20 protein-coding genes are annotated in these 25,894 nt (G+C 63.5%); 13 read left to right on the top strand and 7 right to left on the bottom strand.

What is annotated here, in order from left to right; genetic code table 11:
• Positions 1 to 325: 325 nt before the first annotated feature.
• Positions 326 to 1,747 carry a chromosomal replication initiator protein DnaA gene (gene dnaA / locus AB4Y67_RS05315; RefSeq protein ID WP_056428740.1) on the bottom strand — a complete coding sequence of 474 codons (1,422 nt, stop codon included), beginning with the start codon at positions 1,745 to 1,747 and terminating at the stop codon, positions 326 to 328.
• 463 nt (positions 1,748 to 2,210) lie between these two features.
• On the opposite strand from dnaA, the gene rpmH reads away from it, so the two are divergent.
• The 8 genes from rpmH (at position 2,211) to AB4Y67_RS05275 (ending at position 7,902) form a co-directional block, all read left to right on the top strand.
• Positions 2,211 to 2,348, top strand: a complete 138-nt coding sequence (gene rpmH / locus AB4Y67_RS05310; RefSeq protein WP_003800212.1) for a 50S ribosomal protein L34 — start codon at positions 2,211 to 2,213, stop codon at positions 2,346 to 2,348.
• Between the two features lie 40 nt (positions 2,349 to 2,388).
• A complete protein-coding gene (gene rnpA / locus AB4Y67_RS05305; RefSeq protein ID WP_441404744.1) occupies positions 2,389 to 2,799 on the top strand; it encodes a ribonuclease P protein component in 411 nt (136 codons plus the stop codon).
• A complete protein-coding gene (gene yidD / locus AB4Y67_RS05300; protein WP_441404743.1) occupies positions 2,792 to 3,187 on the top strand; it encodes a membrane protein insertion efficiency factor YidD in 396 nt (131 codons plus the stop codon). Before rnpA ends, yidD begins: the two co-directional genes overlap by 8 nt.
• 16 nt (positions 3,188 to 3,203) lie before the next feature.
• Complete coding sequence (gene yidC / locus AB4Y67_RS05295; protein WP_441404742.1) at positions 3,204 to 4,184, top strand: membrane protein insertase YidC; 981 nt, start codon at positions 3,204 to 3,206, stop codon at positions 4,182 to 4,184.
• The gene (locus AB4Y67_RS05290; protein ID WP_441404741.1) at positions 4,184 to 4,786 is read left to right on the top strand and encodes a Jag family protein; all 603 of its coding nucleotides are present in this window, start codon (positions 4,184 to 4,186) and stop codon (positions 4,784 to 4,786) included. Before yidC ends, AB4Y67_RS05290 begins: the two co-directional genes overlap by 1 nt.
• A gap of 16 nt (positions 4,787 to 4,802) precedes the next feature.
• Entirely contained in the window at positions 4,803 to 5,453 is a 651-nt protein-coding gene (rsmG, locus tag AB4Y67_RS05285) for a 16S rRNA (guanine(527)-N(7))-methyltransferase RsmG (RefSeq protein ID WP_441404740.1), read from the top strand.
• Between the two features lie 86 nt (positions 5,454 to 5,539).
• A complete protein-coding gene (locus AB4Y67_RS05280) occupies positions 5,540 to 6,607 on the top strand; it encodes a ParA family protein (RefSeq protein ID WP_441404739.1) in 1,068 nt (355 codons plus the stop codon).
• A 68-nt stretch (positions 6,608 to 6,675) separates the two neighbouring features.
• Positions 6,676 to 7,902, top strand: a complete 1,227-nt coding sequence (locus tag AB4Y67_RS05275; RefSeq protein ID WP_441404738.1) for a ParB/RepB/Spo0J family partition protein — start codon at positions 6,676 to 6,678, stop codon at positions 7,900 to 7,902.
• Between the two features lie 5,244 nt (positions 7,903 to 13,146).
• On the opposite strand, the gene trxA is transcribed toward AB4Y67_RS05275, so the two are convergent.
• The 5 genes from trxA to AB4Y67_RS05250 form a co-directional block, all read right to left on the bottom strand.
• On the bottom strand, positions 13,147 to 13,473 hold the full coding sequence (trxA, locus tag AB4Y67_RS05270; RefSeq protein WP_224048054.1) for a thioredoxin: 327 nt from the start codon (positions 13,471 to 13,473) through the stop codon (positions 13,147 to 13,149).
• Between the two features lie 39 nt (positions 13,474 to 13,512).
• Positions 13,513 to 14,469 (bottom strand): thioredoxin-disulfide reductase, encoded by a 957-nt coding sequence (gene trxB, locus AB4Y67_RS05265; RefSeq protein ID WP_441404737.1) that lies wholly within the window; start codon positions 14,467 to 14,469, stop codon positions 13,513 to 13,515.
• A 177-nt stretch (positions 14,470 to 14,646) separates the two neighbouring features.
• Positions 14,647 to 16,233 carry an ABC transporter substrate-binding protein gene (locus AB4Y67_RS05260; RefSeq protein WP_441404736.1) on the bottom strand — a complete coding sequence of 529 codons (1,587 nt, stop codon included), beginning with the start codon at positions 16,231 to 16,233 and terminating at the stop codon, positions 14,647 to 14,649.
• A gap of 171 nt (positions 16,234 to 16,404) precedes the next feature.
• Positions 16,405 to 18,453 (bottom strand): murein biosynthesis integral membrane protein MurJ, encoded by a 2,049-nt coding sequence (gene murJ, locus AB4Y67_RS05255; RefSeq protein ID WP_441404735.1) that lies wholly within the window; start codon positions 18,451 to 18,453, stop codon positions 16,405 to 16,407.
• Between the two features lie 69 nt (positions 18,454 to 18,522).
• Entirely contained in the window at positions 18,523 to 19,071 is a 549-nt protein-coding gene (locus tag AB4Y67_RS05250; RefSeq protein ID WP_441404734.1) for an NUDIX hydrolase, read from the bottom strand.
• Positions 19,072 to 19,241: 170 nt separating this feature from the next.
• On the opposite strand from AB4Y67_RS05250, the gene AB4Y67_RS05245 reads away from it, so the two are divergent.
• The 5 genes from AB4Y67_RS05245 (at position 19,242) to AB4Y67_RS05225 (ending at position 25,161) form a co-directional block, all read left to right on the top strand.
• Complete coding sequence (locus AB4Y67_RS05245; protein WP_441404733.1) at positions 19,242 to 20,708, top strand: CCA tRNA nucleotidyltransferase; 1,467 nt, start codon at positions 19,242 to 19,244, stop codon at positions 20,706 to 20,708.
• Positions 20,709 to 21,293 carry a histidine phosphatase family protein gene (locus AB4Y67_RS05240; RefSeq protein WP_441404732.1) on the top strand — a complete coding sequence of 195 codons (585 nt, stop codon included), beginning with the start codon at positions 20,709 to 20,711 and terminating at the stop codon, positions 21,291 to 21,293.
• A 653-nt stretch (positions 21,294 to 21,946) separates the two neighbouring features.
• A complete protein-coding gene (locus AB4Y67_RS05235; protein ID WP_346925904.1) occupies positions 21,947 to 22,087 on the top strand; it encodes a hypothetical protein in 141 nt (46 codons plus the stop codon).
• 172 nt (positions 22,088 to 22,259) lie between these two features.
• Complete coding sequence (locus AB4Y67_RS05230) at positions 22,260 to 23,729, top strand: glycosyltransferase family 87 protein (protein ID WP_441404731.1); 1,470 nt, start codon at positions 22,260 to 22,262, stop codon at positions 23,727 to 23,729.
• Positions 23,722 to 25,161: a phytoene desaturase family protein gene (locus tag AB4Y67_RS05225; RefSeq protein ID WP_441404730.1), complete on the top strand. Its 1,440-nt coding sequence runs from the start codon at positions 23,722 to 23,724 to the stop codon at positions 25,159 to 25,161. The genes AB4Y67_RS05230 and AB4Y67_RS05225 overlap by 8 nt, the downstream gene beginning before the upstream one ends.
• 30 nt (positions 25,162 to 25,191) lie before the next feature.
• On the opposite strand, the gene AB4Y67_RS05220 is transcribed toward AB4Y67_RS05225, so the two are convergent.
• The gene (locus tag AB4Y67_RS05220) at positions 25,192 to 25,893 is read right to left on the bottom strand and encodes an ABC transporter ATP-binding protein (RefSeq protein WP_441404729.1); all 702 of its coding nucleotides are present in this window, start codon (positions 25,891 to 25,893) and stop codon (positions 25,192 to 25,194) included.
• Position 25,894 lies beyond the last annotated feature (1 nt).

Here is a 25,894-nt window from a genome sequence, read left to right as displayed (position 1 = left end):
CTGCGTGCGGAGTGCGGAGGGAAGTTGTTATTTGAGGGAATTTCATTTTCTAGGGATTAGTAGTGTTAATAACTGCTGTGGATACTGTGGATAACCCTGTTTGGCGGTGCGATTCCGCGGTTAAGCCCTGTTCATGGACTGTGGGCGGAGGAGGTTTTAAACAGGGTGTGGATGGGGATAACATTTTTGGCCGTTCCGCCGATCCACAGATGCCTTAAGGGTTTTAAGCCCATTAACCGCGGTTGTCCCCTTAACTATCCACAGGCTTGTCCACAGGTGCCTGTTAATAAGGTAAGAGTGCGCGTCCGGTCAGGTCAGGAACAGCTCAGGAATTGCGCTGCTGCTGCTTGATCCGGTTGGTCAGCTCGGTCACCTGGTTGTAGATCACGCGGCGTTCGGCCATCAGCTCACGGATCTTGCGGTCCGCGTGGATGACCGTGGTGTGATCGCGGCCGCCGAGTTCCTGCCCGATCTTGGGAAGGGACATGTCCGTGAGCTCGCGGCACAGGTACATGGCGATCTGCCGGGCAGTCACCAGAGTCCTGGTCCGTGACTTGCTGCAGAGCTCTTCCATGCTGAGCTTGAAGTAGTCGGCAGTCTGGGTCAGGATCTGCGCGGAAGTGATCTCCTGGGCCCCGTCATCGGTGATGAGGTCCTTGAGCACCATCTCGGCCAGTGCAACGTCGACCGGCTGGCGGTTGAGGCTGGCGAAGGCGGTGACGCGGATCAGGGCACCCTCGAGTTCGCGGATGTTGCTTGAGATCTTCGACGCGATGTACTCGAGGGCGTCATCAGGGGCGGACAGGCCCTCACTGAGGGCCTTCTTCCGGAGGATCGCGATCCGGGTCTCAAGTTCCGGCGGCTGGATATCGGTCAGCAGGCCCCACTCGAACCGTGACTTCATCCGGTCCTCGAAGCCGGCGAGCAGCTTGGGCGGCTGATCGGAGGTGATGACCACCTGCTTGTTGTTGTTGTGCAGGGCGTTGAAGGTGTGGAAGAACTCTTCCAGGGTCCGGTCCTTGCCGGCCAGGAACTGGATGTCATCGATCAGCAGGACGTCGACGTTGCGGTACGTCGTCTTGAAGCTGGTGCCTTCATCGTCACGGATGGAGTTGATGAAGTCGTTGGTGAATTCCTCGGAATTGACGTAGCGGACCCGGATGCCGCTGTAGAGCCGGCGGGCGTAGTGTCCGATCGCGTGGAGCAGGTGGGTCTTGCCGAGTCCCGAGTCGCCGTAGATGAACAGCGGGTTGTAGGCCTTGGCCGGCGCTTCGGCGACGGCGACGGCAGCGGCGTGGGCGAAGCGGTTGGAGGAGCCGATCACGAAGGTGTCGAAGACGTACTTCGGGTTGAGGCGGCCGAATTCGTGGGATGTGCTCGGCAGCATCGGCTGCGGCTTCAGTTCGACCGAGGGATCTGCCACGAGGGACAGCTCGACGGCGGGTTCCGGCTCCGTGTGGAGCGGCACCAGATCGGTATCGACATCGATCGCGCAGCGGATTTCGTCGGAAAAGACGTTCCGGAGGGCGTCGTCGAGGGCTTCCTTCACCTGCGTCTGCAGCACTTCACGGGTGAGTTCATTCGGCACGGCCACCAGCAGGGTGGAACCGATGAGGCCCTGGGCCTGGGCGAGGATGACGAAGCCACGCTGCCGCGGTGATACACGGTGGTCGTTTTCCAGCAGGCTCACAACCCGGCGCCAGGAACTTCCGACAGTGTTGGCTTGGTTGGCTTCGTCTACTGTCATCAATCAGTTCCTCAAACTTGCTTGCCTGCATTACGTGCAGCCACAAGTCCTGAACCAGTGTGCTGGCCCCGGCTTAATCCACAGGGTTATGCACAGTCCGTGGATAATCGGCTACTGGGACACTCTAGGGGATGAAAAGAGCAGAAGATAGCTGGGATCTGTCCTGTGGATAATCACACGGTTGTAGTTCGGAATCGGGCCACGTGACCCACTTCATCCACAGGCTGCGGCGGCAGTTAGCCACAGCTGGGGAAAGTGTGTGGGGCGACCCCCGGTTTGACTCAGGAGGGCGGCAAGCCCTAACGTTGTGAAGTCCCATGTGTACGCTTTTCGCCTCATTTGAATCTTTCCCGATGCCCTGCGTCGTGCGAGTCGAGGGAAGCGGCACATACAAAACTTAGCGTCGACCAGTTCTTCCCCTTGATCGGGTGGGCGCCCCTTTGATCCCACTGGAGTAACTAACGTGAGCAAGCGGACTTTTCAGCCGAATAACCGCCGTCGAGCCAAGAAGCACGGCTTCCGCCTTCGTATGCGTACCCGTGCCGGCCGTGCCATCCTGGCAGCCCGTCGTGGCAAGGGCCGCACCGAACTGTCGGCTTAAATACTGACTCGTCGGTCCACATCCCTGTGCGAGTTTAACGGTGCTGGCCACCCGCAACCGTCTGAGGACATCAACCGATTTTTCAACAACTGTACGTTCCGGTGTCCGCAATGGACGCCGGAACGTAGTGTTATATACGGCAGCTCTCGCTGCCGATGAACCAAGCCGGATCGGATTCATCGTTTCCAAGAGTGTCGGGAACGCTGTTGTCAGGAACCTCGTTAAGAGGAGACTGAGAGAAGTCGGCGCGTTGTCATTGCAGAAATATGGCAGCGGTTTCGCGATCGTGGTCCGGGCCCTGCCCGCCTCGGCCGGTGCCAGCTTTGATCAGTTGCGATCTGACTATGACGCCGCGCTTGAAAGCAACATGAAAAGGCTGGGCAGCCGCCTTCCTAAGGCTGGTTCTTCAGTTTCTTACGAGACACCACAGGAAGGGACCCCGCGTGCATAACTCTGCTGCCGCCGTCGTCCCTCCTGCAAGATCCGCAGCCGTTTGGTTGGGCCGGGCAGTCTGGAACTTGCCCCGCAATATCCTCATTCTGCTGCTTCTGGCCTACCGCAAGGTGATCTCACCGCTGTACGGCCAGGTCTGCCGCTTCTTTCCCAGCTGTTCCGCCTATGCGCTTGAGGCCATCACGGTCCACGGCGCGGTCAAGGGAAGCTGGCTGGCGGCCAAGCGCCTGCTGCGCTGCCATCCCTGGAACGCCGGTGGTGTGGACCATGTCCCCGCCGGCAAATGCGAGTGGCCCTCGGACCGCACCCCCACAATTGTTGTGCTGAACAACCCGGACAAGTACCTGGTTGCTCAGACTGATGGAGAAGGCCGCTCTGCGGCCTGACGAATAGGGATATCGTATGGACTTCTTTGAAACAATCATGTTTCCGTTCAAGTGGCTTGTGTCCGCCATTATGGTGGTCTTCCACGATGGCCTGAGCGCCATCGGCATGCCCGCCGCCAATGGCTGGACGTGGACCCTGTCCATCATCGGGCTGGTGCTGGTGATCCGGGCCGCCCTGATTCCCGTGTTCGTCAAGCAGATCAAGGCCCAGCGAGGCATGCAGCTCCTGCAGCCTGATCTAAAGAAGCTTCAGGACAAGTACAAGGGAAAGACCGACCAGCTGTCCCGCCAGGCCATGGCGCAGGAACAGATGGCCATGTACAAGAAGCACGGCACCAACCCGTTCTCGGCGTGTTTGCCCATGCTGATCCAGATGCCGTTCTTCTTCGCCCTCTTCCAGGTCCTCTCCGGCATTACGACGGCGGCCAACAGCGGCAAGAGCATCGGCGCTATGAGCCACGAGCAGGTGGTGCAGTTTGACGAGTCGAGCATCTTCGGTGCCCCGCTCTCCGCGACCCTGCTGCACGGTACGCCTCCCGGCGGCAACGTCGTGGCCGTGTGGATCCTGTCGATTGTGATGATCCTGGCCATGACGGCCTCACAGTTCATCACGCAGAAGCAGATCATGGCCAAGAACATGTCTGAAGAGGCGATGGCCAGCCCGTTCATGCGCCAGCAGAAGATGATGCTCTACATCCTGCCGATCGTCTTCGGTGTGGGTGGCATCAACTTCCCGATCGGTGTTCTGATTTACTGGACCACCACCAACCTCTGGACCATGGCGCAGCAGTTCTTTGTCATCCGCCGCATGCCGACGCCGGGATCCCCCGCTGCCAAGGCCCTGGCTGAGCGCCGCGCCGCGAAAGGCCTGCCGGCCCTGCCCCTGACGGGAGCTAAGAAGGCTGAGGCCGAAGCCGCCGAAGCTGCTGCCGCTGCCGCCATCGTGGCCAAGAGCCAGCGCGTCCAGCCACAACGTAAGAACAGGAAGAGGAAGTAATGTCCGCCGAGAGCACCGAAAACGCTATTTCCGCCGAAGCCATCGAGGACCAGGACGGCGCCTTGACGGCGGTCCAGGACGCCGGCCAGGACCCTGAAGAAGGCTCCGAGGACTCGGAGGGCAAGGGCACGTCAGCTAGCCGCCTGGAAGAGGAGGGTGACGTCGCTGCCGACTACCTCGAGGAACTTCTGGACATTGCCGACATCGACGGCGACATCGACATTGAGGTCCGCAACGGCCGCACCTACATCTCGATCGTCGCTGAGGAAGAAGCAGCCGGTCTCGAGAACCTGGTGGGCAAGGACGGCGAAGTCCTCGAAGCGCTTCAGGAGCTGACCCGCCTGGCCGTGTTGTCCGCAACGGAAAACCGCTCCCGGCTGGTGCTGGACATCAACGGCTACCGCTCAGAGCGGGCCGGCGAGCTGCAGAAGATAGCAGAGGACGCCGTCGCTTCCGTCAAGGAATCCGGCGAGACCGTGGCATTGGCGCCGATGAGCGCCTACGAGCGGAAGATCGTGCACGACGCCGTAGCTGACCTGGGACTCATCAGCGAGTCCGAAGGCGAAGGCGCTGACCGCCACATCGTCGTTTCCGCAGACTGAACCGCCGGATAGCTTGATGGTTGAAATCACCGCTACCGAACTGCAGGCAGCACAGAAGATCTTTGGCGACCGCTTGGACCTGGCGGAGCGCTATGTGGAGCACCTGGCCACCTCAGGAACGGAGCGGGGCCTCATTGGTCCCCGCGAAATTCCGCGGCTGTGGAGCCGCCACGTCCTGAACTGCGCAGTGATCGAAAGCCAGATTGCCGAGGGAAGCCACGTGGCCGACGTCGGCAGCGGTGCCGGACTGCCCGGCCTGTGCCTGGCCATTGCCCGGCCCGATCTGGAACTGACCCTGATCGAACCGCTGGAACGCCGGGTCATCTGGCTCCAGGAAGTCGTGGACGACCTCGGACTCGAGAATGTGACGATCATGCGCACCCGCGCTGAGCTCGCGGTTGGTATGGTCAACGCCGACGTCGTGACGGCACGTGCCGTGTCAGCACTTTCCAACCTCGCCGGACTGACCATTCCGCTCCTGGCGGGCAAGGGTGAAGTAGTCGCCATCAAGGGACGCAGTGCAGGCGAGGAAATCGAAAAAGCCGCCAAGGTTATCCGCAAGCTCGGCGGCACCCAGACGTCTGTCGTCCTGGTGGGCGAGGACCTCCTTGAGGAACCCACCACCGTAGTCCGAATCGTTGTGAATAAGCCTCAAAAGATTGCCTAGCATCAGCCCGGTGCCCTCGGAGTCCAAGGGTAAGAGGTTAGGCTAGTAACCGGCAGCAAGAGCCGAACGAGAGTGAGTGTGTCACAGTGACCAGTAGCGAAGCCTCCACACAACGGATCCCCCCGTTTGTGTCCCTGGGGTCCGCGCGGGCCTTTGTTGCGCCTGTCATCGCTCACGAATACTCCGGAAATCACACGGCTGCAGTTGCGAAGACAACCGGTATGGCAAGCGTTTCACGTGAAACATCTGTTGTCTCCAGCGGAAATGTGCTGGACTCCATCGACGATTCCAGTCCCATCGCCCGCGAGCTCGCCCATGAGAATAAGCGGCGCGAACGGCTCCTGGGGCGTGAGCTGCCGAAACCGGAGAAGACCCGCATCTTCACCGTCTCCAACCAGAAGGGCGGGGTCGGCAAGACAACCACCACGGTCAACATTGCCGCTGCCCTGGCGGCCGCCGGCTTGAACGTGCTGGTCATCGACATCGATCCGCAGGGCAATGCCTCGACGGCCCTCGGAATCGAACACCACGCCGACGTTGACAGCATCTATGACGTGCTCATCAACGACATTCCGTTGCAGGATGTTGTGGCACCTTGCCCGGACATCGACAACCTGATCTGCGCGCCGGCCACGATCCACCTCGCCGGCGCAGAAATTGAACTGGTCAGTCTCGTCGCCCGCGAGCAGCGTCTCCGCCGCGCCATCGACGTGTACGCCAAGGAACGCGCCAAGAACGGTGAGGAGCGGCTGGACTACATCTTCATCGACTGCCCTCCGAGCCTGGGTCTGCTGACCGTCAACGCGTTCTGCGCGGCCAACGAGGTGCTCATTCCGATCCAGTGCGAGTACTACGCCCTCGAAGGACTGAGCCAGCTGCTCAAGAACATCGAAATGATCCAGAAGCACTTGAACGCCGATCTCGTTGTCTCCACCATCCTCCTCACCATGTACGACGGCCGCACCAACCTTGCCGCCCAGGTTGCCGCCGAAGTACGGGAACACTTCCCGGAGCAGGTCCTCGGAGCGGTGGTTCCCCGTTCGGTCCGCATTTCCGAGGCTCCCAGCTACCAGCAGACGGTGATGACCTACGATCCCTCATCCAGCGGGGCACTGTCCTACCTGGAAGCCGCAGCCGAAATCGCGGAACGTTAGAATCTTTTCAAGAATTGCACTAGCTAGAGTCCGGTGATGCCAGGCTCTTCCAATGGAGGGATTTATCCATGAGCGATAAGCGACGCGGCCTCGGCCGTGGACTTGGGGCACTCATTCCAAGTTCCGCCGCGGCGTCCGGAAACGGTTCAGCGCCGTCCCGTCCCGTGGATCTGTTCTTCCCTGAAGCCCGGAAGCGGACGCCTGCTGCCGAGATGCCTGAAACGGAAGAGACCGTTGTCGCCCCTGACGAGGATGTCGCTGCAGAGTCGCAGGCGCCGTCGCCGAAGTCTGCTGCGCCAGCAGACGCCCCGGACTCGAAGAGTGCCTCTGCCGCGAAGAAGGCTCCGGCGAGAAAGGCCCCTGCCGCCAAAGCCGTGCCCCCGGTTCCCGCGCCCAAGCCTTCGTCCGGCACAGTGTCCGAAGTAGAACCCGTGGCCGCTCCCGACGAGGATGATCAGGGAGTTGAACTCGTTGAGGTGCCGGGCGTCCGTTTCGCGGAAATCCTGGTCACCGACATTCACCCCAACCGCAAGCAGCCGCGTTCAGTCTTCGACGAGGACGACATGGCAGAGCTGGTTCACTCAGTGCGCGAAATCGGCGTCCTCCAGCCAATTGTGGTCCGGACTTCAACTGAAAAGGGTGGCGAACCCTACGAGCTCGTCATGGGTGAGCGTCGGTGGCGGGCAGTTCAGGCCGCTGGCCTCGAAACCATCCCCGCAATCGTCCGTGACACCACCGATGATGACCTCCTTCGCGACGCCCTGCTGGAAAACCTGCACCGAAGCCAGCTGAATCCACTCGAAGAGGCCGCCGCCTACCAGCAGCTGCTCGAGGACTTCGGCACCACCCACGAACAACTGGCTGACCGTATCGGACGCTCGCGTCCCCAGGTGTCCAACACCCTCCGTCTGCTCAAGCTGCCGCCGCTGGTCCAGCGCCGTGTCGCTGCAAGTGTCATCTCTGCCGGCCACGCCCGTGCCCTGCTGGCACTCCCGGACGCTGCTGCCATGGAACGCCTCGCCCAGAAGATTGTTGCTGAAGGCATGTCGGTTCGGGCGACAGAAGAAGCAGTGACGCTCTACCAGAACCCTGCCGCAGCGCAGAAGAACAACATCCCGCGGCCCGGTGCACGGCACGAACGCCTGGATTACCTGGCATCGTCCCTCTCCGACCGGCTCGATACCAACGTCAAGATTTCCCTTGGCGCGCGCAAGGGACGTGTGAGCATCGAGTTCGCGAGCGTGGAAGATCTTAACCGGATCATGGATGTGCTGACGCCCGGGTCGCCCAACTAGCGTCACCAGAGTTTAGAAGGGCCCGTTTCACGTGAAACGGGCCCCTTCTTTTGTTGTTTTCCGCTTTGGAGCTGGTTGATATCTCTGGTTCAGAGACACATTGCATGCGGCTGTATTGGACATGCGTGACTTCATCCGGCGTTGAATTCGCGCGGATCTGCTCGGATTGCCTGCGCACATAGATGAGCTGCAGGTGAGATGCCCTCCCGGATCCTCCTTCCGGGTTCTGCTGACACCTTGTAAGTGCAGCACTCGGTAGGTTCTCGGCCGCGATTAGCGTGCAAAGGCCGAGACGGGATCGCCATGTGGTATTCCTGAGGGCTGGGCCGGCGACATTCGAGGGTGTACACCACACAGACCGGGCCCGGGGCCCCGGGGCCTCTTGGCTCTTTCAGTCGCCCTATGGGTATGGCTCAAGTCAGGGCCTCCATGCTGGACCCTATCGGAGGCCAACGATGTCGCCCATGGCACTTTTAGGGCCGTCTAGGCCTAAAAGCGGGGCAATCGCGGTCAACGGGTCCGTGTATTCTATTCCTGGCCTGGGCTTACCCGGACCTACAAGGGAGCCAACCGTTGCCGGACAGACAGCATAGAGTCAGTGTTTCACGTGAAACCCCCGCCCCTCGGGTCCGACCTGAAGAGTGTGGAACGAGGAGGCAGATACAGCAAAATCACCTGAGTTGGATGTCTTTCCGTTATGGATAGCTCCGCGGCCGCAATCTGCGGGCCATTGCGAGAGGTCCAAAGCCCGCACTGCCCCGACTCATGGAGTTCCCACGCCTTTCCTCTCATCCTGATGCAACGGTCAATGGGATTCACGTGCTGAGGAGAGTCGCCCCTTGAATGGTCCGGGCAGGAGTTGTCCGCGGATTCGCGTGCTATCCGCCGGCGACGGAGGGGGTCGTGGATTCTGTATGGATGAACGGTGCGGTTTCACGTGAAACATTCAGGCTTCGGTGAGATGGTCCCGGCCCGCTCCGAGGCTTCCTCGCTTCTGATGTCCGGGTTCCAAACTGCGTCGACGCCTGCAATGGGACGCCCACGGACAGCGCAGCAGACTGTTCCAGGCCTCCAAGGGCTGTCACGCCGTACAGGGCTCAGCCTGCCAGCTATTGGCATCAGGAGGGGGCAGGAGCCGTCTGGTCCCCCCAGGGACTGACAGAACGCCTCCAGGCTACGGAATCCCCCGTTCTAGATCGCGTTGGCAGCCCAGCCGGTAGACGGGGCTGGCCCAGCAGCCTGAACAGCGCGGTCACTCTTGGTCGGCAATAGGCAATACGGGTTAGGTACGGCAACCAACACTTTGGAGGCCCGTGGTGCCGACTTCCATGGGCCGCAGAATATGGAACGGGGAACACCACAGCGCATGCACCGGGCGTAGCATCTTTCCAATGAGTCCTGCTCCTCCTGTTGGCGGACTTCGCCCGAAGTAGAGATGAGGACACTGGGCACTGGGACTGTGCCGGCGCCGAGGGACATCAGCCGCTTCAAACTGGGTGCTGCAGGCGGGATTCCCGGGCAGTGAGGGCGAGTAGTCACCGCTGTTCTGCCGGCCCGTCAGTGGACTAGGCTTCACGTGGTGTTTATTGCTGGTAGTGAAGGGAACAGTGTGAGGGTCTCGGCTGCAGCCCCCACACGGCAGAACATCGCCGCGGCCGGGGCGGCGTTTGCATCCACGTTGCGATCGGATTTTAGAGACGACTGAATATGCCTCCGTTCGTTCTGGGAAGCTGCGGGATCTTGCTTCCGTTCCTGGGAGCAGCGGAATCTTCCTCCCGTTCCGAGAAGCAGCGGAACCTTCCCTCGCGTTCCTGGAAGCAGCGGAACTCCCCGCCTCCGGGCTCGGCCATCGTCGATCGAAAGTGGCACCTGTCCCCCCACCTGTGTCTCCTGCTCCGGATGGGGTAGCTGGCGCTCATTCTGCGGCAGATCATCGAGTCAGGCATCAGTCACACAGGCCGAGCTTGGGAATTGTCGCGCTGGCGAGACTGGTGCTCCCTGGGTGCTCCCCCGCATCCAGTCATCGGCGTTGCCCGGCTGGCGCCTCCTGTTGGGAACCCGGGACGCAGTGGGACTCCGCCTTCGCCAGCGGAAGCGGTGCTGCGCAGGATGGGCCAGGGACTCTGCCTGTTTGGGTGTCCGAGATCGAGGATTGAACCAAGTCTTCGTCCGCCACTGTGGGACTCCCGGTTCGAAGCTCGTCTTGATTCGGGGTGCTGCTTTGACCCGCTTCGTCCGCTAGCATCCGATCCGGCGTTAGCAGGATGTCATGACGGCCGGTGGATAGACCGGTGGATATCGCTGTGGATAACTTTGTGGATTACTTTGTGGATGGACGCCGCGTACGTCACTGACCTCCGACGATGTCGCTGCCGGGACGATGACGCCAGCACCCGCCCTACCGTTCGCGCCCACACCGTTTCACGTGGAACAATTTCGATGCTCTTTCAGTGAATTGATTCACACCCGCCCGTGTTTCATAAATCCCCCGTTGCTGGTTAATTATGCGTCGAAAATCACCGAATTCGTGGACCAGACCTGATGCAGTCAGGCACGGGCTCAGGTGGTGGCCACTGAAGTCAGTGGCGGACTTGAGCTGTGCATCGGAGCGAGGACAATATCCCTGCCCTGTGCACATCGCCCGACCCAAATATTCAGCTGTGAGGAATCCCTCACTGTCTGTGGATAACTATGTGAATAACTTCTGTGGAGAACCCTGTGGAAACTGTCCCGCTGGTACGGAGAGGGGAGCTTTCGGTCGAACCGATGGCGGTCATCGAATGGCTGCAGTTCGGTGATAAAGGAGCCAGAGTCGACGCTAGCGGGATGGCAGCGACAACGCCCGGGCGTCATACGTTCCAACTGTCTGGTGCGCCCATTTGCTTCTTGGAGTCCGACTCGCATGCGAGGGCCGGCAGATGCTGTGGATCCAGCACGCTCGGCATCACGCGAACGACTGGATCTTGAGGGTTGTGGCTGCTGAGAGTGGGCACCAAGCACCAAGCACCAGGCAGCCGGATGTTGGATCCTGAGGCGGGGCCGAATCTGCTGCTGGGATGCGAAGCGCGTTCTGGGACCGCGCTTTCGAACCTGGTGGCTGGCACAAAATGCGGGCGGCAGACAGCACGCTGAACGAAAGGCGGTGCTTTCGAAAGGCCGCCGCCCAACTCTCGGTGGAGCACCCTCTGTTCCCCTACCTGCCCCGTCCCCTTCCCGGCCGGCCCTTCAGGCTGCCGTTGCGCCTCAGGGTACTGCGCGTAGGAGCCGTGGATGCAGCCTCTGTGGTCCGCCCTCGAGGCGGTGGCAAACAGCTTCCTTTGGCCGCTTACCAACATTGCAGAAGAAGCATGCAAGTGCACATGCCGTCCCTAGTTGGGATACGTGTCGGTTCGGTGTACCCGACTAGCGGGCTGCGTTCTGGAGTGCCCGACCGCGGAGGTGTCTATGTAGTGCGTAGTTGTGCGCTGTTTAGGGCCAACGACAGGGCTGCCTCGCGCTCCGTCGGAGCGGTCGCTCCGGTGAGTCGTGTGTGCCGTGTGCCCGGCTGTGGCCAGCTGGGCCGGGTGGCGGGCGCTACCTGTCGGTATAGGCTGCGGAATCTTCGTGCTGATGGCTTACCGGCTCCGCGTGCCCCCCAAACCTCACTACTTTCTTTAGCGGTTCATTTGACTGGTTGCAACGTGCTGCCGCTAAAGTCCATCGCGGCCTCGATGCGGCTAGTTATGAACTGGTTGGCTCATGGATCCCAACAGGAACGTAGTCTACGTCGTGGCTAGCACGGTGCCGTTGGGGCTTTCGGTTGTGTTTCACGTGAAACACTGACACGTCCGGCGCCCCTGGGAGGCCTATCCATAAGCCGAGTGGGCTGCATGAAGTATCGGATGAACGGCGGCCCGCGGACGCTTGGACCGTGCACGGTTCGCGTCTGCGGCAACTGACTCTAGGGCCCCAGACTAACGGATTGCGCGTAGCGCCCCCTCCGGATATTTCACCTTGGGATGAGAAGACCATATCTGAGAGTTCAGTATCGCATCACTGCCTTGCTTCTGAGAGTTCCCTACTCAAACCGCGCTTTCAGGAGCATCGCTTCCGTCGACGCCGTTTCACGTGAAACACGACTGAATGTTGGGTTGATTTACCCGGCGGCGGCGGACAGAAGGTTCATATATCGAACCGAAATTCCGACTTCGTCCAGAGTTCACGATTCCTGGGTCTTCTACCTTCCCCCGCGCGTGAGTGGCAGTTTCACGTGAAACATGGCGCGTGTGTTTGTGTCATTGCGGACGAGCCGCCGGAGCAGTCATGTGTCAGTGATCGATTTCATGCTGGTTGCGGCTTGGGGCTTGGCGGCTGCTGCAAGACATCTTAGAGAGCCGATGCGAGTTAGGGGGCTGTGGCGGCGGACATTGCCCCACTGCCCTGATGCTGGCCTCACTGGCTGGGTGCAGCTCCCCCAGCTGGCAGCTTCCTTTGGCACGCGACGGCCCGATCAGGGATGCGCGGTGACTCCAGAGTGAGATGCGACATGTTGTGCGGGAATCCTGGTCGCTCACGGTTGGAGGTCCTTGCGATATCCTGAAACACGTCTGGCAACAAGTGAGTTTGCATTAAAGTATGCCTTTTCCGGTTGACGGCATCTGTGCTGACCCTGAATTGTCAACGACCGATCCAGAACAGAGCTGTGCAGCCGGTGACTAACGAGCCCGGTTCTATTAGACGAGCGGCCAAGCGGCCACTAGTCTTTTCGGCTGTGAGGCGGCTTCTGCGCTGGTCCGCTGAGGCGAACGGCGACAGCAATGTTTCACGTGAAACACAGAGAACCCCCGATCTGCCTGGCCTTCCGGCCAAGGCGGGGATCGCCAGAAAAGAGACGGTGTCGTTTCACGTGAAACAGGCACGCAGATCGGCCGGCCCCCGTGGGGTCTCAACCGCTTCCTGCGGCGTCTGTCTTCGAGGACCCCAAGCGAGCCGGGCGCTGAGCGTGAGCCGCTGTGGGTCTCCCCTGCCCGTGCGATCGTGAGTTGGCCAATGCGACCAGATCCGGAGAGGGCAATTCAAGTGCCTAAAACAACCGTGTTCGACTGTGACCCGTGCTCCGCGGCCGACCCACGACTCTTAGGACCATCGGTCCTGCGTGCCGGCCGACAGAACACTACGCACGAAAAAGGTGGCCCCACTTCCTGGTCAGGAAGTGAGGCCACCCAAAGTCGGTATTAGCGGTTGCCCGCTGACCAATAGAGGAACTTAGGACAGGACGTCCGCGAATTCCTTCTCGAAGAACTGCTTGGGGCGGGCGCCGATGACGGTGCCCTTCACTTCTCCGCCTTCGAACAAGTAGACGGCGGGGATGGAGGTGATGCCGTACTGCGCCGCGATCGCGGGGTTGTCGTCAACGTTTACCTTGACGACGTCCACCTTCTCGCTGTACTCCACGGAGATCTCGTCGAGGATCGGCCCGAGCTTGCGGCACGGGCCGCACCATTCGGCCCAGAAGTCCACGATGACCGGCTTGGCGGATGCCAGTACATCAGTGCTGAAACTAGCGTCTGTTACGTCTTTTGCGTTGCTCATAGCCCTGTCTCTCTCTTCGGTTGGTTGCTGCGCGCCGATTTAGGCGTGGAAATCTGCGAGGTAGTGCTCAACGTCGAGGGCGGCTACACAGCCGGAGCCCGACGCGGTGATGGCCTGGCGGTAGGTGGGGTCGATAACGTCACCGGCGGCGAAGACACCCTGCACGCTGGTTTTGGAGGTGCGGCCGTCGACGGCGATCGTCCCCTCAGGGGTCAAGTCCAGCTTGCCCTTGACGAGTTCGGTGCGGGGATCGTTGCCGATCGCCACGAAGACGCCCGTGACGGCGAGTTCGGTCTCGGTGCCGTCCACCAGGTTTTTCAGCCGGAGTCCGGTGACCTTGTCCTGTCCAAGGACGTCCTCGACGCCGCTGTTCCAGATGAAGTTGATCTTCTCGTGCGCCAGGGCGCGGTCGGCCATGATCTTGGAGGCACGAAGGGAATCGCGGCGGTGGACGACCGTGACACTCTTCGCGAACTTGGTGAGGAAGAGTGCCTCCTCCATCGCGGAGTCACCGCCGCCGATTACGACGATGTCCTGATCCTTGAAGAAGAAACCGTCGCAGGTTGCGCACCAGCTGACGCCGTGGCCGGAGAGGCGCTTCTCGTTGGGCAGGCCGAGCTCGCGGTAGGCAGAACCTGTCGACAGAATGATGGACCGGGCTTGGAATGTCTCCCCCGAGCCGATCGTGACCGTCTTGATGTCGCCGTCGAGATCCAGGTCGGTGACGTCCTCAAACTGGATTTCCGTGCCGAACCGGGCGGCCTGCTTCTCGAAGTTCTCCATCAGGTCCGGGCCCATGATGCCATCCGGGAATCCCGGGTAGTTCTCGACGTCGGTCGTGTTCATCAGCTCGCCGCCGGCGGTTACCGATCCGGCCAGCATCAGCGGCTTCAGATTGGCGCGTGCCGTGTACACCGCGGCCGTGTAGCCCGCGGGGCCGGAGCCGACGATGATGACATCACGTACTTCGGACGCGGTGTTTTCTGCGTTGCTCACTGAACGGTGAACCTCTTCCTTTGTCGATGCGCCCGCCTGTGGTAGCCGGCCACATGGCACAACTACTGTACGGCGCTGAATATTCCGGTCGGACGGGGCGTCACGGGAGGACGCCACCACTCAGGGTACCGTTTTGGCACCGAGGACTGCGGGGTTACTGCCTGGGTTACGGGCCAGCTACTGGACCTTGATTTCGGCCAGACGCAAGCCAAATCCGAAGCGCGTCTTCGGCGCCGCCAGCTTGGGCAGGCTCTTGATCTGGACGATGACATACTGCGCTTTGACGGCTTCCGGCAGGGGCATCGTCAGATCCGGGGAGGTGAAGCTGTTGCTGCCCACCTGCTTGGCGCCGTCCAGGGACGGGCGGTCGTTGGTGAACACACTGATGCTGCCGCCCGAGGCCCCCAACTGGCTCAGGGTCACCGAGGAAATCTCGGCCGGTGTCTTCAGTTTGACCACCAGCGGGACACCCTCGGGGGCAAAGCCACCCCAGTTTTCATTGGCGAATTCCATGTCCGACCAATAGCTGGCGGCGTTGCCGTCGAAGGTCTTGACTAGATCGCCGTCGTAGGTTCCGGCAAAATCGAAGTCGCCAAGTCGCGTGACGCCCTCAATGGCGGGCGGACCGGTGACCGGCGCAGGGCTGCCGGTCGCGGACGGCTCTGCCGAAGTCGCACCGGGGGCACTGGTGGAGGTGTTGCCGCCGGCGTTGGGCTGCGGCGTGGCCTTGAAGAGACTGCCAAGATTGGTGACAGCAAGAACCAGGCCCACCACGAGGACCGCCGCCAGGAGACCGCCCACCAGCCAGCGCATGGAGCGGGGCTCGCGCCGGGGCTCGTCATCCTTGCCGTAGTACTCGTCATCCTCCGCGGAGTCGCCGCTTCGGGCCGGACCAGGGAAGAATCCCGGGGCCCGGTCCGCGGCGCCGGCACCGGCCAGGGCGGCGGACTTGGTGGTATGGCCCTGGTGCGAGGTCTGCCGGTCTTCGTCGTCCGTGTGACCGTAGTCGTCGTCGGACCACAGTGAAACCTTGGGCGATTCGGCGGGAGCCGGCGGCCCGGAGACGGCTGCACCGGAACCGGAGGTACCTCCCTGCACCGGCTGGGGCGCCGTCACATGGGGGGTGGCTTCCTGGGGTGCAGTCTCGGGGGACTTTGCCTTCGAGGACGCCGCCGCTGCAGCAGCACCGGCGCCAGCGGCGGCAGCCACGCCAGCCGCACCGGCAGCGGGTGAGGTCCCCGGACGCGAAGGCACGCGTGCGGGCGAAGCCGGCTGTGCAGCCGGAGCGGCACCGGATGCAGGGGCGGCGGGCTGGTTCCGTCCGTAGTTGATGTAGTCGGCGTCGACTTCTTCCTCGTCGTAGAGGCCGTCGTAGGTTTCGGGTTCCTGGGAACGCGCCTGGCCGAAGATTTCGCTGCCCAGTGTGTCCGTGAAGAACGGTTCGATGTAGGGCGGGTTGGAGGACACAACTAGGTCCAGCAGGTCGGCGGCCGAGGTGTGGTTAGTGATGAGGTAAGTCGTCGCCTCACTGACCCCAAGGTCGAGGATCTGCACGTTGCCGGGACGCTCACCGGTGGCGACTTCCCTGGCACTCTGCGCCACTTGATCCGCGTTGCCGGGTCCGGCCACGAGGATGCTCACGGCACGGTTCAGTACCTGGTCCACACCGTCCAGCACCAGATCCTGGTCATGTGAGGTCAGTACGGTGGCAGTGACCTTGTAACGGCCACCTAGTACTGATCCGACATCGATCGGGTGGGACACGGGCTCCTCCTAGACTGTCCGGGAGTTGCCGAACTGATCACTTCATCAGTGACCACAGGTCCTCCGGTAAGCCGGTGGACCCCTGGTCTGCAACTCCCCTTGTTAGTCTTCGATCCTAGCCGATGCAGTGTCCGCGCCGCGGAAACACGGCGCTGCTAACCCTGCCGGATGCTATTTTTTCTTCTTGCCGCCAAACGGAAAATGGGGATTGTGCCCGGCCGGTCCTTGGTACGTTCGGCGCCCGGGCAGCGGGACATCCCCCCGGCCCAAGCCGCCCTCAGCGGTGCTGGGCAGATCCTCGGCAGGCAGGTAGCCGCCCTCCGGTCCGACGCGTCCGGCCCGCTCGTCCTGTTCTCCAAGGTCCGGCCCAGCACGGAAGGAGGCGGCGTCGAATTCCCCCGAAATTCTCGGAATGAGTCCGGTGTCCACCGAGACCGTGGCACGTTCCGGCCTTGTGCGGGGCACGGCTGGACCTTCCGGACCGCCCCCGGCCGCAGGCCCGGCAGCCCCCCGCCGGCGCAGGCGGCCCAGCAGCGGCTGCAGCAGGTCGCTCAGTTCGGTCACCCGGAACAGCTTGAGCAGGAGCAGGTACGCCGCCAGCATGACGGGCCCGACGACGACGATCGTCACCAGTGCCGCGATCGGCGTGCTCCAGGCAAAGCCGTCCGGGCTGTAGCTTCCCAGCAGCCACAAAGCCCCCGCCCCGGCCAGGGCCGAACCCAGCGCGGCGTAACCCATCCGGATATAGGAGTTGGCAATCCGCGGGCCGTCCAGGTGTCCCAGGAGCCGGCGCAGGAAGACCGCACTGACAATCACCGAGAGGATATTGCCGCCGGTGTAGAGGGTGGCGATGGCGAAAATGATCTGGTCGAAAGGCAGGAACTGGATGGTGAAGGCGGCAACCACATTCACCGTGGCCAGCACCAGCTGGATGAAGAACGGCGTCCGGGCATCCTCGTTGGCGTAGAACACGCGGGACATCATGAAGTTGGCGCTCATAAAGGGCGTGCTGAGGGCCAGGATGGTGAGGGTCTGGGCCAGCATGGCGCCGTCCTGCTTCACTCCGCCGGAGAAGAACATACCCAGCGGTCCGGCCAGCGCAAACAAGGCCAGCGCCCCGAACACCGTGGCCACAGCCATGGTCCGCAACCCGTGGGACAGCGCGCTGCGCAGCGCAGCCCGGTCCCCAGCCTGCGAGGCCCGGGTCATCCGGTTGAACAGCACCGTGGCCAGCGACAGCGCAATGATGGAGTGTGGGAGCAGGTAAAGCTGGCTCGCGACCTCCAGCACGGCGTTGCCCGGCATCGTGTCCGCGGCCGGATCCCCCGCCTGTTCCAGGCGGAGCCGCTCCGCACCCGGAATCGTGGCGATGCGCATGACATAAAGGAATGCCAACTGTCCGACGGCGGCCGTCGCCAGGGTCCAGACGCTCAGCTTGGCGGCCTGGCCCAGTCCGACCCCGCGCCAGCCGAAGCGTGGGCGCAGGCCGAGCCGGAGCCTGAACACCGGGATCAAGAGGATCGCGGTCTGGGCAATCACACCGATGGTCGAGAATCCGGCCACCAGGAAGGTCTGGGTCGAACCCCAGGTGTCGAGGGTGTGGGGGTTGGTCGCGTTGGCGCCGAAGGCCCAGATAAACATGCCGAGGCCGGTAATGGCGACAATGTTATTCAGGATCGGCGCCCACATCGCGGGCCCGAACGCGCCGTGGGCGTTGAGCACCTGGGTCAGCAGGGCATACAGCCCGTAGAAGAAGATCTGCGGAAGGCACCAGAACGCGAACGACACAGCGAGGGCCTTCTGCTCCGGGGAGTAGCCCTGCGTCGTCAGCTCGATGACCCACGGCGCCAGCAGCGTCACCGCCAGCGTGAGGGTCAGCAGCACCAGCACCGCAAGCGTCAGCAGCCGGCTGATGTAGTCCGCTCCCGCATCCGGAGCCTTGCTTGCCTTGATGATCTGGGGCACCAGGACCGCGTTGAAGACGCCGCCCGCCACGAGCAGGAAGATCAGGTTCGGCAGGTTGTTCGCGTTGATGAACGTGTCGTTGACGGTGGAGCCCAACCCGAGGGCGGCCGCCAGCATCCAGGTTTTGGCGAATCCCAGGAAACGCGAGACCAGCGTTCCCGCGGCCATGATGGCGCTGGAACGGACCTCTCCGGATTGGACAGCATTGGAATCGGCGGGGCCGGAGTGCGCTGGGGTGGGTTTGGCTGATGACATCGTCTTCATCGTCTCACCCGGGCACTGCTTAAGGCGCCATCGGGGTCGATTAAGGGGGCCTGCGTGGCCCTAGCGGTGATCGGGCAGGACTTCCTTGGCGAGGTCTGCAATGCGGCGCTCATTCGGGAAGGAGAGCTTACGGGCGAGCTCATTGATGGGGATCCAGGCGACGTCGACAGCTTCCTTGTCGGGATCATTCTCGATCGTCAGTTCGCCGCCGGTGGCCTGGAGCAGGTAGTGATGGACGGTCTTGTGGACGCGGTGTCCGCTGACCGTAAACCAGTAGTCGATGCTTCCCAGCGGCGCGAGGATCTTGCCTTCGATGCCGGTTTCCTCCGCGATTTCGCGGACGGCGGCTTCCTCGTTGCTTTCTTTTCCCTCCGGATGGCCCTTCGGCAGGCACCATTCGAGCCGTCCGCCGCGATTGAGTCGGGCGATGATCGCAACCCGGAGCTCGGCGTCGGACGTGTCAACCACGACGCCGCCGGCGGAGACTTCCTCCACGGTGGGGAGGGAGGCCTGTCCGGAGTGCTGCACCGGCGCGACGTTGGCACCTATTGCCGACGGCAACGGTGCGTTTGTCCTCCTGCCGGGAGCGCTCGGTACGGGATGGGCCATGAAGTCCACTCTAACGACTCTTGTCTGCACTTGATGACCTAAACATGGCAGGAAAGTGGACGGCCGGGAAAGTGGATCGCCCGCGCCGCCCCCGCGTTCGGGTGACAACGGCCGGACTTCGGGGGATTCGGTGTGGTGCTGGCCGGGATTTCTGACAAGCTTAAGAAACTATGGCGCACGTACATCACGAGACTGACTCGCACACCGTTGATTTCCAGGTAGACCCTGTGGTTCTGGAGCTGGGGCAGCGGTTCGTCGACGCCGGCCATGAACTCTCCCTTGTGGGCGGGCCGGTGCGTGATCTCTTCCTGGGCCGGGTATCCCCCGATCTGGACTTCACCACCGACGCCACACCGGACCAGACGGTTTCCCTGATCAGGAAGTGGGCTGACAACTACTGGGAGATCGGGCGCGCCTTTGGCACCATCGGGATGCGCAAGGCCGGTTTCCAGATCGAAATCACCACCTATCGCGCCGAGGCGTACGATCCCGACTCCCGTAAACCGGTGGTTGCGTTCGGGAAGTCGCTGACGGATGACCTGCTGCGCCGCGACTTCACGATCAACGCCATGGCACTGCGGCTCCCCGCGCTGGAGCTCGTGGATCCGTTCGGCGGTGTCCGCGACCTGCACGCTTCCGTCCTGGCCACCCCGGGCGCCCCGGAATCCTCGTTCTCCGACGATCCGCTGCGGATGATGCGCGCCGCCCGCTTCGCCGCCCAGCTGGGCATCACGGTGCACGAGGACGTCCGCGCCGCGATGTCCCGGATGGCGGAACGGATCACCATGATCTCCGCGGAGCGCGTCCGCGAGGAGCTGGTCAAGCTCATCTGCGCGGCGCACCCCCGCGCCGGCGTGGACCTGCTCGTGGACACCGGGCTGGCCGACTTCGTGCTGCCCGAGGTCTCCGCCCTGCGCCTTGAATCGGATGAACACCACCGTCACAAGGACGTCTACCAGCATTCGCTCCAGGTCCTGGAGCAGGCCGGTGCCCTCGAAACGGATGCCGACGGCGCCGTGCCGGGACCGGACTTCGTGCTGCGGTTCGCGGCGTTGATGCACGACGTCGGGAAGCCCGCCACGCGCCGCTTCGAGCCGGGCGGCGCCGTGAGCTTCCGGCACCATGACATGGTCGGGTCGAAGCTGACGTCCAAACGGATGAAGGCGCTCCGCTTCGACAACGAGACCACCAAGGCCGTGGCCAAGCTGGTGGAACTGCACATGCGCTTCTACGGCTACGGCGACGCGGGCTGGAGCGATTCCGCCGTCCGCCGCTATGTCACCGACGCCGGCCCGCTGCTGGAGCGGCTGCACCGGCTGACCCGCTCGGACGTGACCACCCGGAACCAGCGCAAGGCCGAGCGGCTCGCCTTCGCCTACGACGACCTCGAGGCGCGGATCGCGGCCCTGCGTGAGCAGGAATCGCTGGAGGCCGTCCGCCCGGACCTCGACGGCGGCCGGATCATGGAACTCCTGGGCCTCAAGCCCGGACCCGTCGTCGGACGTGCCTACAAGTTCCTCCTGGAGGAACGGATGGAGCATGGCCCGCTGGATCCCGCCCAGGCCGAAGCCAAACTGCACGAATGGTGGGCGGCACAGCCCGAGTCCGCCGCTCCGCTCTCAACTGAGGAGTCCTAAGTGATTGCACCTACCAACGCCCCCCGCCCGCAGCTGTGGATCCTGCGGCACGGCGAAACTGAATGGTCCAAGAGCGGCCAGTACACCGGCCTCACCGATCTCCCCCTCACCGTGGAGGGTGAGCAGCAGGCCGTGGAGGCACGCAAGGTGCTCGACGCCGTCGACTTTGACCTGGTGCTGACGTCCCCGCTGCGGCGGGCCCGACGGACCGCGGAACTGGCCGGCTTCCCCGACGCCCAGCTGGAGCCGCTCGCGGTCGAGTGGGATTACGGCGACTACGAGGGCATCAGCTCGGACCTCATCCGCAAGGACAATCCGGAATACCTGATCTGGACCCACGGCGTGCCGAACGGCGAAGCCCTCGACGACGTCGCCGCGCGCGCGGACAAGATCGTGGCACGGGTGCTGGAATCGGGCCTGGACAACGTGCTGGTCGTAGCCCATGGCCACTTCTCCCGGATCCTCACCGCCCGGTGGCTGGGGCTCGATCCCCACGAGGGCCGGCATTTCGTCCTGGGAACCGCGAAAGTGTGCACGCTGGGCTGGGATAAGAAGACCCCGGCAGTTGTCCGCTGGGGCCTGTGAATGCGGTTTAGAAAATAACTTCAAGAAAGTTTATGAATGCTGTAGTCAAGTGCGGCATTTGTGGTGTATTTTTATTTCTGACCCCAGAGCGTCTTGCCGGGGTCGAGGCGCGCGTCGCCCGGCCAGTCAGCCGGAGCCACGTCAAAACAGAAAAGGAGGTTGGGAAAAATGATTACTTTGACTAGCGGATGGATGTATAGCACCGCCGCCACCCCGGCCTCTGTCGCTGAACCGCGCCCAAATTTCGGCCCGACTGCCTCCTGACCCTTCAGCCCGCGTCCTGGTTTTCTAACCTAAGGCCCGGAGCCACGGCGATGCCGGCACTCCCCTTCCCGGGAGTTCCGTAACAGCGGACTGACCCAGGCGGAACCACGCGGTTGCGCAGCATCCCCAAAGTTCGGAACCCAGCTTCTTGTTGGGGTTGCGGCACTCTCGCGTCCAGGGGCCATCCTTTCGCTTTTGCGAAATCGTTTAATTAGCGCCGGGCATTCTTATGCCCAATTTAGGCCTTTTCTTCCTCAATTCACAGAGACCTTAATTGGCATGCCCAATTACTTCCCGTTCCCATTAGCACCAACGAAAGGTCCACCGTGACTATTGCCAGCACCACACCCCGAGCACGCGGCACGAGACGCCGACGGGAGGTGATCACCATGAAACAGAAACTCCAGTCGCTCCTGCGCCTGAGCCTCAAGCCGGCCCCACGGCACACGACGCTGTTCAACGGACAACTCCTCGACCAGAAGCGTGAAGACGTCTACGTCGTTATGCACCAGATGGGCCTCATCCGCTGAGGCACGTCCCGGCCATCGAAGGAAGTACTGATGACTGATCCCGGAATTGATCCGCAAGGAGCCCACGCGGCGACGCGTGGGCTCCCCCGTTTAAGCGCCGTCTTCAGCGCCTGCTGAGCCGCCGGCCCGGCGCGGCACGGCTGGCCGCAGCTGCCCCGGTAAGCTCGGGGACATGCAGGAGACAAAGCCGCCGGAGCACCGCAGACGCGTCCGACTGGTCATCCCGAGCCGCAGCGACCCCTTGTTGAGGAACTTCACAGAGCTGATCGGCGGACCCTTGGGCCACCGCTCCGCCCCCGGCGTCGTCGCCCCGGGATTTTTCACCGTGGAACGCGTCCTGATCCTGCTCACCGTCCTGGCCTCCGTGATCGGAATCCTCCTCAAGTCTTATTGCCGCACGAAGGGCTGGGAAACCCCGGGCCAGTTCTATGCGACGTGTTATTCGGACTTCCCGGAGCTGTTCAAGAATCGCGGCCTCGGTGACGGCGCCTTCCCCTTCATCACGCCGGGGACGTTCTTCGAATATCCCGTCCTCATGGGGTTCATTGCCGGCGCGACGGCCCTGCTGGTTCCCGGTGAGGGCGTCTCGGCCACCCGCATCCTGGCCTACTTCGACATCAACGCCGCCCTGATCCTGGCCGTCTGGATCGTCACGGTGCTTGCCACGGCACGCATGGCCCGGCGCCGCACGTGGGACGCGGCCATGGTGGCCTTGGCCCCCGGCATCATCCTGGCAGGCACCATCAACTGGGACATGTGGGCTGTCGGGCTGCTGGCGCTGGGCATGTACTGCTTCTCCCGGAACAAACTCGTGCTGGCCGGGATCTTCATCGGGCTGGGCACCGCAACCAAGCTCTACCCGGTGCTGGTCCTTGGTGCGGTCCTGCTCCTTGCCCTGCGCACCGGACGGATCCGGGGCATCCTGGTCACTGCCGGTGCCGCCGCCGCCGCATGGCTGGCCGTCAACCTCCCAGTTGCCGCCGCGAATCCGGAGGGCTGGAAGTACTTCTACCAGTTCACCGAGGACCGGCCCGCCGGCTACAGCTCACCCTGGTTTGCCTACAACCTAGTCGCCGGGCGGCTGGGCTGGTTCCCTTTGCAGCCCGAAGCGATCAACACCCTGGCAATGAACCTGTTCGTGCTGGCCTGCGTGCTGATCGGGGTCCTTGCCCTGGCAGCGCCCCGCCGGCCGCGGCTTGCGCAGCTCGCCTTCCTGATCGTCGCCGCGTTCATCCTGACGAACAAGGTCTACTCGCCGCAGTTCGTCATCTGGCTCATTCCGCTGCTTGCCTTGGCCCGCCCGCGCTGGCGGGACTTCCTGGTCTGGCAGACCTTCGAAGCGCTGCACTGGGCGGCCGTCTGGATGTACCTCGGGCAGGTGACGAGCGGCGGGGTGGCCCAGCACAATATTGATATGCCCTACTACGTCCTCGCCGTGGTGTTCCACATGATCGCCACCGGTTACCTGATGGCCCGGGTGGTCTGGGACATCTGGGACCCCACCTATGATGTGGTCCGCCGGCACGGGATGGATGATCCCCAGGGCGGGCCGTTCGAAGGCGTTCCGGACCGGTTGCGGGTGGACCTGCGGCGCCCCTCGGCTTCCGTGCTGCCCTGGCGCCGGGCGGCCGCGGATGCCTGATGTCGCCGTCGTCGGATCCGGACCGAACGGGCTCGCCGCGGCGGTGACCCTGGCCCGCGCCGGACTGAAGGTGCACGTCTACGAGGCCGCGCCCACCCCCGGCGGCGGGCTCCGCACCGCCGAACTCATCGAGCCCGGCCACTTCCACGATGTGTGCTCGGCGGTCCACCCGATGGCCCTGGCCTCGCCGTTCTTCCGGCAGTTCGAGCTGTCCCGGCGGATCAGGCTGGAGGTCCCCGAGGTCTCCTACGGCACACCGCTCGACGGCGGGCGGGCTGCGCTGGCGTACCGCTCCCTCGAGCGGACAGTTGCGGATCTCGGGCGCGACGGCGGCGCCTTCGGACGGCTGATGGCCCCCCTCGTGCAGCGCGCGGACGGCATCGCCGACCTGACGCTGAACCAGCTCCTGCGCATTCCGCAGGACCCGGTGGCGGCCGCCCTGTTCGGTGCCCGGGTCCTGGAGCAGGGCTCACCGCTATGGGGTCTGAGGTTCCGGGAGGAGCTGGCGCCCGCGCTGCTGGCCGGGGTCGCCGCGCACGCCGTGTCGCAACTGCCGGCCCCCGCCGCGGCCGGAGCAGGCCTCATGCTGGGGACGTTGGCCCACACTGTCGGCTGGCCCGTCCCGGCAGGAGGCTCCGCGGCGATCGCCGAGGCCATGGTGGCGGACATTGAAGCGCACGGCGGGGCCGTGGAAACCGGGGCCCGGATCGGATCCCTGGCCGAGCTGCCTCCGGTCCGCGCCACGCTGCTGGACGTGGCACCACCCGGCCTGTTGAGACTGGCCGGCGGCACGCTCCCCGACCGCTACCGCCGCGCGCTCGAGTCGTTCCGGTTCGGAAACGCGGCCTGCAAGGTCGACTTCATCCTTTCCGGTCCGGTCCCGTGGGCGGCGTCCGGACTGGCCGACGCCGGCACCGTCCACGTGGGCGGCACCCGGGCGGAGATGGCCGCGGCAGAAAACCTCGTTGCCGCGGGCATGCACCCGGACCGGCCCTACGTCCTGGTCTCCCAGCCTTCGCGCTTCGACGCCGGACGGGCGCCCGGGGGCCGGCATATCCTCTGGAGCTACTGCCACGTACCGGCCGGGTCCACCGTGGACATGGCCGGGGCCGTGATCGCCCAGCTGGAGCGCTTCGCCCCGGGGTTCCGGGACCTGGTGGTCAGTCATCGCGTCACGACGGCCGCTGAACTGGGCGAGTACAACGAAAACTACGTCGGCGGGGACTTCAGCGCGGGCCTGATGGACCTGCGGGGGATCATCCGGCGGCCTGTGCTGGGCCCGGTCCCCTGGCGGACGCCCCTGCCCGGCGTCTACCTGTGTTCCTCCTCCACACCGCCGGGCCCGGGCGTGACCGGCATGCCGGGATTCCACGCCGCAAGATATGCCTTGAAGGACATATTCGGCCTCGCGGTGCCTCACCTCGGAATGTAGGGGCTCCGCGGCACCGCAACGGGCCTGCCTTCAGGCGAGGGCCGGGCTGACCGGCTGCAGCGCGGAGAGCCTGCCGTCGCGCATGCTGGCCACCGTGTCGGTGAGCGGGACGAAACCGGTGTCGTGGGTGACCATGACCGTCGCCACCCGGAACTCGTCCGTGACCTGGCGCAGCAGCCGCACGATGGCCCCGCTGCGTTCCTGGTCCAGGGCGGCCGTTGGTTCGTCCACCAGCAGCACCGCAGGATCCCCCATCAGGGCACGGGCAATATTGACCCGCTGCCGCTGGCCTCCGGAGAGCTGGTGGGGCCGTTTGTCGGCCGCCGGGCCCAGGCCAACGAGGTCCAGGAGCGCTGCAGCGCGGCTGGCGGCCTCCCGCGCAGATTTGCCCCGCAGGTGGTCACCTATCATCAGTTGTTCCAATGCTGTGAGGGACGGCAGCAGGTTGGGCTGCTGGAAGATGATGCCGATCCTTTCCCGGCGCAGAGAGGTGCGGTCCGCCTCGGACAGCCCGCCGGCATCGGTCCCGCCGATCAGCACGAGGCCTGCGGTGGGCCTGACGAGCGTGGAAGCGACGGCCAGGAGGGAGGATTTTCCCGAGCCGGACGGTCCGACAAGGGACAGGAATTCCCCGGCAGCGAGTCTCAGGTTGACGTCATCGAGCGCTTTGAGGCTGCCGTCGCCGTCGGGGTATTCGAGGGTGACGTTGACGAGGTTGAGGGCGGTGTTCATT

It is taken from the genome of Arthrobacter sp. YAF17 (genome assembly GCF_052113365.1).
GTDB lineage: Bacteria > Actinomycetota > Actinomycetes > Actinomycetales > Micrococcaceae > Arthrobacter.
Note: the sequence above shows the minus strand (reverse complement) of the source record. Positions and strands in the feature narration are given on the sequence as shown.

Bases quoted from the DNA above. Each gene is read 5' to 3' on its own strand.
- AB4Y67_RS05245 (WP_441404733.1), top strand. From the start codon at position 19,242: ATGGCGCACGTACATCACGAGACTGACTCGCACACCGTTGATTTCCAG.
- AB4Y67_RS05230 (WP_441404731.1), top strand. From the start codon at position 22,260: ATGCAGGAGACAAAGCCGCCGGAGCACCGCAGACGCGTCCGACTGGTC.
- AB4Y67_RS05290 (WP_441404741.1), top strand. From the start codon at position 4,184: ATGTCCGCCGAGAGCACCGAAAACGCTATTTCCGCCGAAGCCATCGAG.
- trxA (WP_224048054.1), bottom strand. From the start codon at position 13,473: ATGAGCAACGCAAAAGACGTAACAGACGCTAGTTTCAGCACTGATGTA.
- AB4Y67_RS05235 (WP_346925904.1), top strand. From the start codon at position 21,947: ATGAAACAGAAACTCCAGTCGCTCCTGCGCCTGAGCCTCAAGCCGGCC.
- yidC (WP_441404742.1), top strand. From the start codon at position 3,204: ATGGACTTCTTTGAAACAATCATGTTTCCGTTCAAGTGGCTTGTGTCC.
- dnaA (WP_056428740.1), bottom strand. From the start codon at position 1,747: ATGACAGTAGACGAAGCCAACCAAGCCAACACTGTCGGAAGTTCCTGG.
- AB4Y67_RS05220 (WP_441404729.1), bottom strand. From the start codon at position 25,893: ATGAACACCGCCCTCAACCTCGTCAACGTCACCCTCGAATACCCCGAC.
- rsmG (WP_441404740.1), top strand. From the start codon at position 4,803: ATGGTTGAAATCACCGCTACCGAACTGCAGGCAGCACAGAAGATCTTT.
- AB4Y67_RS05225 (WP_441404730.1), top strand. From the start codon at position 23,722: ATGCCTGATGTCGCCGTCGTCGGATCCGGACCGAACGGGCTCGCCGCG.
- AB4Y67_RS05250 (WP_441404734.1), bottom strand. From the start codon at position 19,071: ATGGCCCATCCCGTACCGAGCGCTCCCGGCAGGAGGACAAACGCACCG.
- murJ (WP_441404735.1), bottom strand. From the start codon at position 18,453: ATGTCATCAGCCAAACCCACCCCAGCGCACTCCGGCCCCGCCGATTCC.
- AB4Y67_RS05275 (WP_441404738.1), top strand. From the start codon at position 6,676: ATGAGCGATAAGCGACGCGGCCTCGGCCGTGGACTTGGGGCACTCATT.